Here is a 13,764-nt window from a genome sequence, read left to right on the forward strand (position 1 = left end):
ACCATCGGTTACGGACTGCCGGACTTCGCAGAGGAACTCAACTACGGAGTCGATCTATCAACCATCTGAGGGTGGTATCAGATTGATGGGGTGAAGGTGCCCCATCAACCATTAAATCCGTATACCCGATAATATTTGTTTGATCTCTGGAAGACTAACGCCCAGCGAACGCAGGCAGTCGATAAAACGTAGGCGCCCCAAGGACTCTATATCGTAGAGTTGATAACCGTTGCGCGGGTCGCGGTGCGGTTGCAACAACCCTTCCCTTGTATAGTGACGTACTGTTTCTGCCGTTACCCCTCCCGTCTGAGCCAGCTCGGAAACTCGCATTGGCTTACCCTCATTTGTTTACTCGTAGCCAGCTTACAACCGCCAGGCTGCCCAAAGGTCAAGTCTTCAATTGAGCGTTTATGGCAAACCTTTCGGTTGTACATCGAAATTTAAAATGAGGCCTTGACCTTAAAGTCTGCTTTAAGGATATCTTACAAAAGCACCTCTGCCACAAGGTAAAAACCGTAATCAAGTCCTACCACCAGCTCGTTTGGCAGAGTGATTCACACACGGAGGAGAGTGTCATGCGTAAACGTAATACTGCGATCCTGTTTACCGCCATTGTTGCTGCCAGTAGCTTCGGAGCTAGCTCGCTTCTTGCCCAAGAAGAGAATCAGCAGGAGCCGATGGAGGGCAATGACATGCATAGCAATATGATGCAAGAAGGTGGTATGCACGACATGATGGGCGATATGAAATCCATGATGGAAAAATGTAACGCCATGATGGAAAACATGCAGCATGAGAACGACGACGCTTGAAACGACTCGGATGGGGTTGCTTGTACGCAAGCAACCTTTTTCTTATGCGGGCAGCGTCAATGAGACCTTCCGCCCTGTTAACTAACCGGACACTCAATATATGAAACATTGGCAAGCGTTAGCTGTTACGTCTTTGCTGGCTTTTCCCGTATCGGGATTGGCGGCTGATATATCAGCGACCCTCTACAAAAATCCCAATTGCGGGTGTTGTGCCGAATATGCCAAATATTTGGAACAAAACGGCTTCGACGTGGAGACGGTCGACACCCATGATCTAGTGGAAATGAAAGCCGAGTATAACGTCCCTGAAGAACTGCATGGCTGCCATACCACGGTCGTAGGAGACTATCTCTTCGAAGGGCATGTGCCTGTTGAGAGTGTGACCCAAGTGCTTGATGAAAAGCCCTCTATCATAGGGCTGAGTGTGCCGGGAATGCCGCTTGGCTCACCGGGCATGTCGGGAGAAAAACGCGGCCCGCTCGAGGTCTATGCCATAGCCTCGCAACCGACCGATAGCCCCGACATTTACGCGACTCACTAAGGGATAGTGTGGCGATGAAACTACCCATCCTGGCAGGATATCTCGTAGCCGTATTTCTGATGACTGCCACATCCCTTGCCATGGCCGCCCCGTCAGAAAGCTCAGGGCCACAAGGGTTTCTTCTCTGGGCCACCCCCAACGACGTATCGGAAATCAGTTTCGAGGATAGCGGCGGCACCCCTTTAACGTTGGCTGACTTTGAAGGAAAACTGATTTTACTCAACATCTGGGCAACATGGTGTGGGCCTTGTCGAGAGGAAATGCCCACTTTAGATGCCCTCCAGGCTGAGCTTGGCAGCGATAATTTTGAAGTGGTCGCCTTATCGATCGACCGTAAGGGGATCGAGATTGTTAATGAATTTTATCAAGAGATAGGCATTGAGCATCTGGCTCCCTATATAGATAAAACCGGGATGGCTAGTGCAGATCTTGGGGCTGTAGGTATTCCCACGACGCTTCTACTTGACCGCCAAGGCAAAGAAATTGGGCGCCTCGTGGGGGAAGCCGAGTGGAACACTCAAGACATGATCGACTTTCTTACCGAAATGATTGCAACCAGATAATGAGGTAGCACCATGAGTTGTTGTGACGACAAAACCCAACAGAGCAAACAAAAATCGGGGCTACAAGGCCTGTTGACAGGGCCTCGCGGCCTGATGTTGCTGGGTGGCGTGGCAGTGGCTGGCGGCCTTGCTTTTGGCTGGGATAACCTGGTCTTGCTCGGCATCGCGCCTATTCTATTGAGCCTATTGCCATGTCTCATTATGTGCGGATTAGGCCTATGCATAATGAAGTGCAAAGACAAAAAAGGTGAAGCGACCGAGCAAAGCGACGCTACCAATGTTCAGGCCCAGGTAGAAGACGCTTCAGAAGTGAATGCCGACACAGCGCCCACCACTCACCAAATAGTAGATCAAAGCGAGTCAATCAAGCAGTCCTCGTCAAAATTCCAAGCCTAGCATAGGTAAAGGATAATGCTTGAAGTAGCCAATATAGGACTTGCCACTGCCTTTCTGGCAGGCCTGATCTCGTTTATTTCGCCCTGTGTTTTGCCACTTGTGCCTGGCTATCTTTCATTCATGACCGGCCGCTCGCTCGGACAACTACAGGAAGCGGATAGACGAGAGCGTCTTCGGGTATTAACCCAGTCAATGTGGTTCGTGCTCGGTTTTTCAACCGTTTTTTTGATGCTGGGAGCCAGTGCCACAGCCATTGGTCGTCTGCTGTTGGTGTATCGCCAAGAAGCAAACCTAGTCGGTGGCCTTATCGTCATCCTGTTTGGTGCCTTCATGACCGGGCTCATGCCGTGGCGCTGGTTTCAGCAAGAATGGCGGTTTATGGGTCGACTGAAGGACGTCGGCGGAAGCCGCAGTGCGGCTTATCTGCTTGGTTTAGCGTTTGCATTTGGCTGGACCCCCTGCATTGGCCCGATTTTGGGTGCCATTCTTACCGTCAGCGCTTCCACGGCCAACGCCTGGAGCGGCATGGCGTTGCTCGGCGTTTATTCTTTGGGTCTGGGTGTGCCCTTCATGCTGAGTGCTATTTCGCTCGATCGCTTCATAAAGCACCAGAAATTCCTGCGTCGCTGGGGGCATTTCATACATATAGCGGCTGGGTTGATCATGATTCTGATGGGTAGCTTAATGATCACAGGCAAACTATCCGAGCTGTCATATTGGTTATTGCGTACTTTCCCTGCCCTAGGTGTTATCGGCTAATCGTTATTTAAGGAAATATTGAAATGCACATGATCGTGAGTCGTTTTTTACGTGTCTTCTTACTGACAGGCTTGGCCGCAGTCAGCTTTGGCAGCGCCATTACGGCCTTGGCAACTGAAGAAGGGTTGCTTGCACTGCAATATGACGTAACAGGCAAACGACTGTTTAAAATTGAGGCTAACCAACTATTCCAGCGTGCCGATGAAGGCATGACCTGGAATGCGATTCCCTTGCCCGAAGACGTGAATGAAGGCCAGTTGCGCGCGGTATCGGTCCCCTCCACTGATCCGCAAGCGCTCTATATCGCAGGCCCCTCAATCGGGGTGCAGCGTAGCACCGACAATGGAGAAACCTGGCAAGAGCTTAGCGCTAACCTACCTAGCCGAGAGGTTACTGCGCTAGCTGTACATCGCCGTCAGAACGAAACACTTTATGCGGTAATTGAAGAAGACGGCATCTACCAAAGCGAGGATGCTGGCACCACCTGGAAAAAAATGGACAGTGGTCCTTCACAAAAGATTAACCGACTCGTCCACTCTGACATGGAAGGCAGCATGCAGACCGGCTGGCTCTACGGGGTATCGGACGATGCGGTGCGTCTATCGATGGACTGCTTTTGCGGTTGGAGACCGACCGGAGCACTTGATGCTGGCAGCGTCTATGATGTGGCTTATAGCCTTGGCAACCCAAAGCGAGTCTATGTGGTTACACAGCAAGGACTATGGCGTAGTGAAACGGGTGGTCAAGAGTGGCAACAAGTAGCTGGTGACGGCACAGAGCTCGTTGCACTCACACTCTCCGCCAAAGACACTCTCTATGGTTTAAACCAGAAAGGGGAACTTCTACACAGTGAAGACGAAGGCCAATCCTGGACTTATCCCGATGCGTAAGCACTGTTTTTTCACTGCCTCATGGCTGACGCTAATGGTTGTGGGGCACGCCATGGCTGAGGACCGTCCTTTTTCAAGCGATACTCCTCAGCTGGAAGACGGAAAAAGAGTTTACCGACAATACTGTGCTAGTTGCCACGGTACACAAGGCGAAGGCATGCCCAACTGGGAAGAGCAAAATGCTCTAGGCGAGTTACCTGCTCCACCACATGGGCCAGAGGGCCATACCTGGAAACACTCTGATGCCATGCTCTACCGAATTATTGCCGAGGGTTGGCGCGACCCCTGGAATAAAACCGATAGGCTAACGATGCCAGCGTATCAGGAAGTTTTGGCTCCCAGCGAGATACGAGATGTGGTGAATTATCTCAAGACATTATGGACACAAGAGCAAAGGCGTCACCAAGCAGACGAAAGTATTGAGAACCCCTTTCCAATACAAACTGGAATACCCCCAGAGTAAATAATAGTGTCTATGCCCTATAACAAATTTTCTTAGTCACCTTATGGGTCACCACACTGTTAGCTACCGTCTCAACCGCCCACTTGTGTTATTAAGTAGAAAACAACCTCTTGGTCCTTTTAACTCCGACAAACCTGCTCCCGGCGAATGCTAGCCCTTACTTAGAAAACCAACTTCGCATTGTCAGCGAATAAATATACACTTTAGCGAATCTCAAATGTTTATGTTGAGACATGGAAGTTAACAAATTTCATATAAAATAAACTTATTACCTAACGACTGAGGCGCCTTCAGGCTTAGTAAGATCGACTGGCTCACTTCACAATAAAGTTTTCGTCGCGCCACATATTTGATCTGAAGGCTGTGGAAGGGAGTTAGATTATTATGTTAGGTAAGCAATATAGTGTTAATAAACAACTAAGAGGTTCATAACGGTGACAACGACCCACTCCAGCGCTCGCGCTTATGGTTGCAAACAGGAGAGTACATATGTCCGTTTGGCTTGTAGATCGTTGACCTGCTCGTGCACATGGGCCTTAGGTGAACGTAAACCTGCTGACTTCGCGATAAGAGATTGACGCGTTTACAGAGCAGGAACATGTCGATACGATTTCCCAGGGATATCTGGGCTATGAACGTATTGGCGGCTATGAAGAGCTTCATGAGCACCTGGGAGTTAGCGTTTCAGACCCTAATGCGACCACCTATCGCCCTGTGCTGGCAATTTTTGCCACTGCGTTACTCATCGATTTTTCTGCCAGTTGGGAGGTTCAGTGCATAATATTCACTGCACGCGTGCTAGAGTATGCCGTAGCCACAGCGATCATACCCCCGGGTCTGCAAAAGCTGCAGGGCGTAGCGAGCTTTAGCGCCATGTTTCTCAACTATGACCTGCACGCCCAGCGCCAAGTCCCCTTCAGTTACGTTTACCTTCACGCCTAGATACTTCCGAAGCTACTAATTGCTGGCCGATACGCTTATCTGGCTGGCTGCGCCACTGGCGCTATTCGTTGGCACCGTGTGACAGGTTCTGTCTTTAAAGCGATATACCTCGATAAACGTGAGCTCAAGTGCGCCTGTGTCGGCAACAGTAATACCCATTAAGCTTTGTATCGCTCACCGAAAACCTAATGATGATGGGAATGAGGCTATGGATACCGCTTGGGTAATTATCGCCTACTTTTTGCGAGGCGCTTGATCAGGATCATATTTCCCTCCGATGCTGTTCAGGTTGCGTTCAGACAAATCATCCATGCTGTTATTGGGGTTATTTATTTGATTTTTCCCAAACCAACGGCCTTAACTGCTGTTGGCTCTTTGGGCGAGTTACTGAGGTGATTATGAGTAACAGTACAAGTAGTCGTTTGCTGATGTTGTGGGTGCCACTTGCTGGGTTTGTCATTTGGGCGGGATACCTGATTGGAACCGAGCACCGTCTCCACCTATTTCAGTTCTTACCTTTCCTCTTTTTGGCAGCATGCCCACTGATGCATATTTTCATGCATAAACACCACGGCGGTCATAAGGACAAAATAGACAAGGACTGAACCACTCTATATATACATGTACGCGCCTGGGAGAAAGACCATGAAAACGACACAACAAGAGCACCGCTTGGGTGTTTCCAAAAACACACTGGTGACTCGGAATTTAAAAATCAAGCCTAGTAAATCCAAACGCATTGAAGAAGCGCTGTCAGATATCGACCGACTCTATGGAATGGATAAGGTGGTCTACAACGAGAAAAACCGAAATATCAGCCTTGCTTACGATGCGCTGAGGCTCTGCATCGATGACGTTGAAAAAATTCTCAAGCTCCATGACATACAGGTCAGCGCTGATCGGTGGAACCGCTTTAAGAAGGAGTATTACCGTTTCGTCGATCAGAACGTTAAAGACAACGCTAAACAGGAACCTTGGAGCTGTCATTAATAGTCATAACGGCTACATGACACAACCAGGAGCAAGACTAGCTAGTTTAGGGTAAGAGCTGCTTGCCTGTGGCCTCGCAAAATCAGACCTTCCGTTAGTCATTTGCCATGTGGCTGCACATAGGTTCTATATTTAATTTATATAGCATCAAAAAACACCGCACAGGAGTCCTCGGCAGTTATTGCTGCTGTGGTTGCCGTTAATACAAGGAGTCGCTTTCATGGTTGGGCAGGATAGAACGCCACAATATAAAGAAAACAGTCTTTCGTTGGTCGGTGCCGTTGCATTAGGCACCGGCGTGATGATTGGGGCCGGTATTTTTGCGCTAACCGGCCAAATGGCCGAAATGACTGGTCGGCTATTTCCTCTAGCCTTTCTGGCCGCTGCCGTCATTGTCTCTTTCAGCGCTTATTCTTACGTTAAAATGTCCAATACCTTCCCATCAGCAGGTGGGATTGGCATGTATTTACAGAAAGCGTATGGCCCGACGCTTCCCACCGCCTTTCATGCCCTCCTGATGTATTTTTCCATGGTGATCGCACAGAGTTTTTTGGCGAGAACGTTTGGTTCCTACACGCTTGAGTTGTTTGACCTGGGGGATCGTTCACTATTTGTGCCCCTACTCGGGGTTGGTTTACTGCTAATAGCCTTTTTGATCAATTTATCCGCCAACCGCTTGATCGAGACCGTCGCCTCGGTGCTCGGATTTATCAAAATAGGTGGCATTATAGTGTTTGGTATTGTCGGCGTGTTTATTGCCGACTCCATCGAAATGGGTGCTGGCAACGATGCACCTACGCCTACGATAACGGGCTTTTTAGGTGCTACGGCGCTCGGCATACTGGCATTTAAAGGCTTCACGACGATTACCAATAGTGGTTCGGAGCTTAAAGATCCTAAGCGGAATCTTGGCAAAGCTATCACGATCTCGATTGCGCTATGCGTGGTGATCTATGCCCTTGTCGGTTTTGCCGTTGCCAGCAACCTATCTTTGCCTGAAATTATCGAAACCCAAGACTACTCCCTGGCCGCCGCTGCCCGTCCCGCACTGGGTGAAGCGGCAGTTGCGTTTACCGTCATTCTCGCCATGTTGGCAACGGCGGGCGGTATCATCGCCAGCGTCTTTGCCGTTTCACGCATGCTCGCCATGCTGACAGAAATGAAGCTGGTTCCTCACCGCCATTTCCACATGCCCGGCAGTGTACAAAAGCATACACTGGTGTACACCATCGTATTTGGCTTAGTGCTCACCGCTTTTTTTGACCTGAGCCGCATCGCAGCATTAGGCATCATTTTCTACCTGATCATGGATATGGCCATCCACTGGGGTGTGCTTCGTCATCTCAAGGACAGAGTGGGGGCTAATCCTGTTATTCCTAGCATTGCCATACTACTAGATGCTGTCGTGTTAATCGGCTTTTTATGGGTAAAAGCCATCTCGGACCCCATGGTGCTCATCGTTGCTGGCGTAGTAATGGCTACTCTTTTACTCGGCGAATGGATTTTCCTATCCAAACGCGACGCTTCAAACGATAGCGAGCACTCTCACACTCATTAACGTTAATAGCGTTATAGGAGGTACCAAATGGACGTTAGAACCTTTGGTGAATTGATCGATTGGACCCGTCAGTTACACGAGCATCTTGCAGCTTGCCTTGCTCATTGCGCCGATATACACGAAGAAGAGCGCGCTCGCATGTTGCTCAATTACTTAGCTGCACAGGAAGCGGAAATGCAGCGCGTTGTGGCGCGCTTTGAACAGACTGCTGACGCGAAAGCATTAAAAACCTACGTTTATGACTATTTGGAGCATAAACCTATCCGTACGCATCGTACCTGCGATGCGCCCTATTCCACGCTAAGTGTTGACGACATTTGCCGAGAGGTTTTTGATTTCCATGAACAAACGATAAACCTTTATCGAACCCTCGTTGGCAAAGCGGAAATTCCTGAGGCTAAAGAGCTCTTAGATTCCCTTTTAGCACTTGAAGAGCACGAAGCCATGCGCCTTGTTCGCCAAACGGGGAGAATGAACGATGTCTGAAGACCATAACGAGACAAAGGTGAAAGACCCTGTTTGTGGCATGGACGTTGATCCCCATACCTCCCGCCACCGTGCCGATCACGCGGGTAAGACTTGGTACTTCTGCTCAGAAAAGTGTCAGGAAAAGTTTATTGCCAAGCCTGATGCGTATCTTGAGCCAAGCAAACAGTCACAAGCGTCAGTACCCTCGGGGTCTATTTATACTTGCCCGATGCACCCAGAAGTTCGACGAGAAGGCCCAGGCGACTGTCCAATCTGTGGCATGGCGCTGGAACCTGAGACCGTCTCTGCTGACACCGGCCCTTCGGACGAACTCAAGGACATGACCAGGCGTTTCTGGATCGGCCTAGTACTGACCCTCCCCGTGTTTGCCCTAGAAATGGGTGGCCACGTGTTTGGCCTTATGCATTTTATTTCCCAGCAAACCTCTAACTGGATTCAACTGCTGCTGGCAACGCCGGTAGTCGTCTGGGCAGGTTGGCCATTCTTTGTACGCGGATGGCGTTCGCTAGTGCATCGCAGCCTTAATATGTTCACGCTAATCGCGATCGGTACCGGCACCGCGTTGCTCTACAGTTTGCTGGCCACCCTCACACCGGGCATCTTTCCCGACGCCTTCCGTCAAGCCGATGGTTCGGTGGCCGTTTATTTCGAAGCAGCGGCAGTGATTGTCGTTTTAGTTTTACTGGGACAAGTATTAGAGCTACGCGCTCGTGAAAAAACCTCTGGCGCTATTCGTGCTCTGCTCGACTTGGCGCCTGCTACCGCTCGACGCCTTGATGATCAGGGCAATGAGGAAGATATCTCTCTTGACCAGGTTCAGGTAGGGGATCGTCTCCGGGTGCGCCCCGGCGATAAGGTGCCATTAGATGGCGAAGTGATGGAAGGTCGCTCCAACGTTGACGAATCCATGGTTACCGGTGAACCACTAGCGGTGAAAAAGGAAGTCGGCGATGGCGTCATTGGCGGCAGCATCAATGGTCAAGGATCCTTTGTCATGCGCGCTGACAAGGTGGGCCAGGACACGATGCTGTCGCAGATTGTGCAAATGGTCGCCAGCGCCCAGCGCAGCCGCGCACCCATTCAAGGGCTTGCCGACAAAGTCGCCAGCATCTTTGTACCCGTCGTTATTCTCATTGCTGTTGTGGCTTTCATCGCCTGGTCATTGTGGGGCCCTACCCCGCCGATGGCGTTTGGCCTTATTGCGGCGGTTAGTGTTCTGATCATTGCCTGCCCGTGCGCGCTAGGTCTTGCTACCCCCATGTCAATTATGGTCGGTGTAGGGCGCGGTGCCCAGTTAGGCGTGTTGATTCGCGATGCCGAAGCTCTTGAACGTCTAGAGAAGGTCGACACCGTCGTCGTCGACAAAACCGGCACGCTTACCGAAGGCAAACCACGAGTGACCGAGTTGATTCTCACTGAAGGCATTGCTGAATCGGAGCTTTTGCGCTTGGCAGCTAGTCTTGAGCGAGGCAGCGAGCACCCCTTGGCCCATGCAATAGTCGAAAAGGCTAAAGAGGCAGAGGTAAAATTAACAGAAGCGTTGGACTTCGAGGCTCCCAATGGCATGGGCGTTATAGGCCAGATAGATGGCAAGCGTATTGCCCTGGGCAACCGGCTATTGATGGAAAGCGAGGGCGTTAACACCCAGTCTCAAGACACACATGCCGATCAATTGCGCAGCGACGGTGCTACTGTCATCTTTGCGAGCATCGACGGGAATTTAGCTGGGCTGCTCGCCATTGCCGATCCGGTCAAGGAAACCACCGAAGAAGCCATTCGTTCACTCCAGGCTGACGGCATTCGAGTGGTGATGCTGACAGGCGATAATCGCACCTCCGCCAACGCTGTGGCACGTCGGCTAGGCATTGATGAGGTCGAAGCTGAAGTGCTTCCAGAGGATAAAGGCCGAGTGATTCAGCGTCTCCGTGATGAAGGGCGCATTGTTGTCATGGCCGGCGACGGCGTGAACGATGCACCTGCGCTGGCTACAGCGGATGTCGGCATTGCCATGGGAACCGGCACCGATGTGGCGATAGAAAGCGCTGGGGTTACTCTACTGCGAGGAGATCTTACCGGTATTGCCACGGCGCATAAGCTCTCAAAAGCCACCATGCGTAATATTCGCCAAAATCTCTTTTTTGCCTTTGCTTACAACGCGGCAGGCATCCCCATTGCCGCAGGGATTTTGTACCCCTTCACAGGTATGCTGTTATCACCGATTATCGCGGCGGCGGCGATGTCACTCTCTTCAGTGAGCGTGATTGGCAATGCTTTACGACTTAGGATGATTGCTATTAAGTAACAATATCTACTCGAAGATAAATCACTCAGTTGTTCATGTTCACTATGGATATTATCCTCACGTGCATTAGCCCGAACATTTTGATCTCAACTTTTTCCTTTATGGGTTGTTTGCCATGACATCTGAGGCAACCCATTCTTTGATCTCCACCTGATGGAGGATCATGCCATGAATGTTTCGACTGAAATCTCCTTTACACCTTGGAATAAAGGCAAGTTGGTTGGGGAGAAGGCACCTCTGAGTCTAAAAGATATCTGGGCCATCCGTGTGCGCCTACAGCTTGCCAAAAAGACGAGAGAACTCTTGCCCTCTACAATTTAGCTATCGATAGCAATCTACGAGGCTGCGACCTCTTCAATTTACGAGTACGGGCTATAGCCCATGTTGCGTGCATATCTTCACGAGCCATTATGATACAGCAAAAGTCACATTGACCTGTCCAGTTCGAAATTACCGAGCAAACTCACATCGCTATTATCTACTGGATACAGCTTGCTCAGCTCCGGAGCGAAGACTTCTTGTTTTCCAGCCGAATCAATAGCGCAAAGCATCTATCCACGCGCCAATATGCCCGTATTGTGAAAGCCTGGGTCACCGAAATGGGTCTAGATGCGTCAATCTATGGCACACACTATGCGGCGCACCAAATCGTCTCTGATATATCGACGCACGAAAAACTTAAGGGCTGTACAACTGTTCCTAGGTCTCCCGAAGTTGGAAAGCCACAACCGGTGAGGTAAACAGTGCCTAATGTGATAATCGGAAAGATAAAAATCTGACGTGAACGGTTTTATGAAAAAATAAACATCAGTCCGCTTTTTCCAAGTCGTTTATGAGCTGTTTCATTTCCTCAATTTCGCGACGCTGTGCAGCAATGATTTCATCTGCCAGCTCACGGACACGCGGATCTGAAATTTTCGCTCGCTCACTGGTCAGGATCGCGATTGAATGATGGGGAATCATTGCTTTCATGTAATCGGTGTCATCTACGGTAACCTGGCTACGGACGATCCATAATGCAGCAATGAAAAGCACAGCACTGCCTGCATAGATGGCGATGTTTATCTTTTTTTTCTGATACATATTGAGCATAAAGCTCAACATCACTACCGCCATCACAGCCCCCATGACAAGAGCCATCCATGCTCTAGTTTCGCTCCAGAAAACATGGTCAAAAGCGTACGTGTTCAGATACATCAACCCATACATAATGATTGTCGATGTAGCGACCATTGCGACGAAACGCCAGTAAGACATTTTCATAGATTTTTCCTTTAAAATCAATATAATAATGAAATTATCGCATGATGCCTACGTACTCGTATTTTGCGATTTTGAGCGGCATGGGAGTACTGATACACCGGTTCAGCTCAGCTCGTTTCAATAGGCAGACCTGCTGCGTTCCAAGCCGCCCATGACCCTGGCGTGTTCGCCACGTCGGAGAAGCCAGCTCGCTTCAGAAGGCTGGCGGCAATCGAGGCTCGATAGCCTGATCCGCAGTAAGTGGCGATGGTCTTGTTCGGATCTAATTTATCTAGTTGCTCGGCAAGATGGACGACGTAAATATGCTTTGCGCCCGGTACTCGTCCATTGGCAACCTCATTGGGACTACGCACATCAAGCACCTGAACATCGGGCTCTTCACGCCGAGCGTTCAGCTCGTGGACGGTCCACTCCTGCAACCTGCTCAGGGGTAGTGCCGCATTCTGCCAATCCGTTATACCATTGTGCAGGTAGCCACGAATGTCATCCAGGCCGATGCGGTAGAGCTGGGTAATGGCTTGATGGACATCTTCTGTCGACTCGCCCACCAGCAAAATTGGGCGGGAGTCATAGAGCATCCATCCCGCCCAACTGACAAACTCGTTACGTAACGCGATGTTGATAGCCCCTGGCACATGGCCACCGCCAAATGCCAGTATTGAGCGAATGTCTACGACCTGCATGTTGGCGTTGCCAGCAAGTGATTGAAAGTCATCAGGCGACAGCGGCGGGGCCAGCGATAGGCTTTCCCACTGTTCGATGGCACCGACGTTCAGCTTCTTCAAGCGCGCATAGTGTCGTGGCGGTTCCGGCATATCGGCAAGCAGCGTGTCAATAAACGCCTCTTCGCTACTCTTTTCCTGCAGTACAGAATTAAAAAGCCGTTCGTTGCCAAGCGTAGATTGATGCCTGTCACCTATCGACTTACCGCCCGCCGAACCGGCCCCATGAAAGGAATATATTTCTATCCGATCGCCCAGCGGCAGATAACGATCAAAGAGAGTGTGAAATAGCTCACTGGCCAGCTTTCGTTCACTGCCCTCTCCAAGCAAATCAGGGCGCCCAACATCCAGGTTGAACAACGTGTCGCCAGTGAATAATGCGATGGGGTCACTGCCTTGCTGCGTATCGAACAGCTGAAGAGAAATGTGTTCAGGCGTATGGCCCGGCGAATGCATGATCTGCAGCCTTACCTGGCCGAGTTCCAATACCTCACCATCGCTGACATGGCGAAGGTCGAACCGGTATTCATCGGAGCGGCCACCAATAACCTGCGCACCAGTGCGGTTCGCCAGTGATTGAGCACCGGATACAAACTCTGCATGAATGTGCGTTTCGATGACATAGGCAATTCGCAGGCCTTGCTCTTTTGCCATCTGCAAGTAGATATCAATATCTCGACGAGGGTCGATTACCGCGGCCACTGCCGCCTTGCTGTCACCAACCAGATAGGAAATCTGTGCTAGGCCACTTGTAAAAAAAGACTCGAAAATAAGCATCGCTACCTCCTTTAAAAGATGGGGGGTGTCATTGCCCAATCGTCCAATATTTTTACGTAAAACGCGTGTGCTTCCTCGTTGTCAACTAACATTTAAGATAGAACGATTTGGCCACTGCAACCACAGTGAAACGTAATCGACGTTAATCTCACAAAAAACGTTAGTCTGTTCGTAAGCGAGCCACCAAACCCATCTACTCAAGCTAATTACGCCTCTTCACACTAATGATCTCTTGTTGGTTTTGGAGATCACCATGACCTGTGAACTCAACCCTACCCGCGCCTTTTGGCTGGGTCA

14 protein-coding genes and 1 pseudogene are annotated in these 13,764 nt (G+C 50.2%); 12 read left to right on the top strand and 3 right to left on the bottom strand.

Annotated elements, in window-relative coordinates; translation table 11 throughout:
* Positions 1 to 126: 126 nt before the first annotated feature.
* Positions 127 to 330: pseudogene (locus E0L35_RS24790) on the bottom strand (MerR family transcriptional regulator); the annotation flags it as partial.
* Between the two features lie 245 nt (positions 331 to 575).
* On the opposite strand from E0L35_RS24790, the gene E0L35_RS24795 reads away from it, so the two are divergent.
* From E0L35_RS24795 to E0L35_RS24855, 12 genes are all read left to right on the top strand, one after another.
* Positions 576 to 812, top strand: a complete 237-nt coding sequence (locus E0L35_RS24795; RefSeq protein ID WP_008958478.1) for a hypothetical protein — start codon at positions 576 to 578, stop codon at positions 810 to 812.
* Positions 813 to 912: 100 nt separating this feature from the next.
* Positions 913 to 1,353, top strand: a complete 441-nt coding sequence (locus E0L35_RS24800) for a DUF411 domain-containing protein (protein WP_008958477.1) — start codon at positions 913 to 915, stop codon at positions 1,351 to 1,353.
* Between the two features lie 14 nt (positions 1,354 to 1,367).
* A complete protein-coding gene (locus E0L35_RS24805; RefSeq protein ID WP_008958476.1) occupies positions 1,368 to 1,916 on the top strand; it encodes a TlpA disulfide reductase family protein in 549 nt (182 codons plus the stop codon).
* A gap of 12 nt (positions 1,917 to 1,928) precedes the next feature.
* Positions 1,929 to 2,312 (top strand): hypothetical protein, encoded by a 384-nt coding sequence (locus E0L35_RS24810; protein ID WP_008958475.1) that lies wholly within the window; start codon positions 1,929 to 1,931, stop codon positions 2,310 to 2,312.
* A 15-nt stretch (positions 2,313 to 2,327) separates the two neighbouring features.
* Positions 2,328 to 3,071: a cytochrome c biogenesis protein CcdA gene (locus E0L35_RS24815; RefSeq protein WP_008958474.1), complete on the top strand. Its 744-nt coding sequence runs from the start codon at positions 2,328 to 2,330 to the stop codon at positions 3,069 to 3,071.
* Between the two features lie 23 nt (positions 3,072 to 3,094).
* Positions 3,095 to 3,961 carry a YCF48-related protein gene (locus E0L35_RS24820; RefSeq protein ID WP_008958473.1) on the top strand — a complete coding sequence of 289 codons (867 nt, stop codon included), beginning with the start codon at positions 3,095 to 3,097 and terminating at the stop codon, positions 3,959 to 3,961.
* Between the two features lie 52 nt (positions 3,962 to 4,013).
* Positions 4,014 to 4,424 (top strand): cytochrome c, encoded by a 411-nt coding sequence (locus E0L35_RS24825; RefSeq protein WP_231125686.1) that lies wholly within the window; start codon positions 4,014 to 4,016, stop codon positions 4,422 to 4,424.
* Positions 4,425 to 5,794: 1,370 nt separating this feature from the next.
* Complete coding sequence (locus E0L35_RS24835) at positions 5,795 to 5,971, top strand: DUF2933 domain-containing protein (RefSeq protein WP_008958470.1); 177 nt, start codon at positions 5,795 to 5,797, stop codon at positions 5,969 to 5,971.
* A gap of 40 nt (positions 5,972 to 6,011) precedes the next feature.
* The gene (locus E0L35_RS24840) at positions 6,012 to 6,356 is read left to right on the top strand and encodes a hypothetical protein (protein ID WP_022522184.1); all 345 of its coding nucleotides are present in this window, start codon (positions 6,012 to 6,014) and stop codon (positions 6,354 to 6,356) included.
* 220 nt (positions 6,357 to 6,576) lie between these two features.
* Entirely contained in the window at positions 6,577 to 7,914 is a 1,338-nt protein-coding gene (locus E0L35_RS24845) for an APC family permease (protein WP_008958468.1), read from the top strand.
* A 27-nt stretch (positions 7,915 to 7,941) separates the two neighbouring features.
* Positions 7,942 to 8,400 (top strand): hypothetical protein, encoded by a 459-nt coding sequence (locus E0L35_RS24850; RefSeq protein ID WP_008958467.1) that lies wholly within the window; start codon positions 7,942 to 7,944, stop codon positions 8,398 to 8,400.
* A complete protein-coding gene (locus tag E0L35_RS24855; RefSeq protein WP_008958466.1) occupies positions 8,393 to 10,705 on the top strand; it encodes a heavy metal translocating P-type ATPase in 2,313 nt (770 codons plus the stop codon). Before E0L35_RS24850 ends, E0L35_RS24855 begins: the two co-directional genes overlap by 8 nt.
* Positions 10,706 to 11,512: 807 nt before the next feature.
* Here E0L35_RS24855 and E0L35_RS24865 read toward each other — a convergent pair.
* Together E0L35_RS24865 and E0L35_RS24870 are read right to left on the bottom strand one after the other, a co-directional pair.
* Positions 11,513 to 11,968 (bottom strand): DUF305 domain-containing protein, encoded by a 456-nt coding sequence (locus tag E0L35_RS24865; protein WP_022522170.1) that lies wholly within the window; start codon positions 11,966 to 11,968, stop codon positions 11,513 to 11,515.
* Positions 11,969 to 12,075: 107 nt separating this feature from the next.
* Complete coding sequence (locus E0L35_RS24870; protein WP_133732152.1) at positions 12,076 to 13,467, bottom strand: MBL fold metallo-hydrolase; 1,392 nt, start codon at positions 13,465 to 13,467, stop codon at positions 12,076 to 12,078.
* Between the last annotated feature and the right edge of the window lie 297 nt (positions 13,468 to 13,764).

Origin of the sequence: Halomonas sp. ATBC28, from assembly GCF_005937175.1 — a bacterium.
Taxonomy (GTDB): domain Bacteria; phylum Pseudomonadota; class Gammaproteobacteria; order Pseudomonadales; family Halomonadaceae; genus Vreelandella; species Vreelandella titanicae.

Excerpts from the sequence above, each read along its gene's own strand:
- E0L35_RS24795 (WP_008958478.1), top strand. The coding sequence starts at position 576 with ATGCGTAAACGTAATACTGCGATCCTGTTTACCGCCATTGTTGCTGCC.
- E0L35_RS24800 (WP_008958477.1), top strand. The coding sequence starts at position 913 with ATGAAACATTGGCAAGCGTTAGCTGTTACGTCTTTGCTGGCTTTTCCC.
- E0L35_RS24805 (WP_008958476.1), top strand. The coding sequence starts at position 1,368 with ATGAAACTACCCATCCTGGCAGGATATCTCGTAGCCGTATTTCTGATG.
- E0L35_RS24810 (WP_008958475.1), top strand. The coding sequence starts at position 1,929 with ATGAGTTGTTGTGACGACAAAACCCAACAGAGCAAACAAAAATCGGGG.
- E0L35_RS24815 (WP_008958474.1), top strand. The coding sequence starts at position 2,328 with ATGCTTGAAGTAGCCAATATAGGACTTGCCACTGCCTTTCTGGCAGGC.
- E0L35_RS24820 (WP_008958473.1), top strand. The coding sequence starts at position 3,095 with ATGCACATGATCGTGAGTCGTTTTTTACGTGTCTTCTTACTGACAGGC.
- E0L35_RS24825 (WP_231125686.1), top strand. The coding sequence starts at position 4,014 with ATGGCTGAGGACCGTCCTTTTTCAAGCGATACTCCTCAGCTGGAAGAC.
- E0L35_RS24835 (WP_008958470.1), top strand. The coding sequence starts at position 5,795 with ATGTTGTGGGTGCCACTTGCTGGGTTTGTCATTTGGGCGGGATACCTG.
- E0L35_RS24840 (WP_022522184.1), top strand. The coding sequence starts at position 6,012 with ATGAAAACGACACAACAAGAGCACCGCTTGGGTGTTTCCAAAAACACA.
- E0L35_RS24845 (WP_008958468.1), top strand. The coding sequence starts at position 6,577 with ATGGTTGGGCAGGATAGAACGCCACAATATAAAGAAAACAGTCTTTCG.
- E0L35_RS24850 (WP_008958467.1), top strand. The coding sequence starts at position 7,942 with ATGGACGTTAGAACCTTTGGTGAATTGATCGATTGGACCCGTCAGTTA.
- E0L35_RS24855 (WP_008958466.1), top strand. The coding sequence starts at position 8,393 with ATGTCTGAAGACCATAACGAGACAAAGGTGAAAGACCCTGTTTGTGGC.
- E0L35_RS24865 (WP_022522170.1), bottom strand. The coding sequence starts at position 11,968 with ATGAAAATGTCTTACTGGCGTTTCGTCGCAATGGTCGCTACATCGACA.
- E0L35_RS24870 (WP_133732152.1), bottom strand. The coding sequence starts at position 13,467 with ATGCTTATTTTCGAGTCTTTTTTTACAAGTGGCCTAGCACAGATTTCC.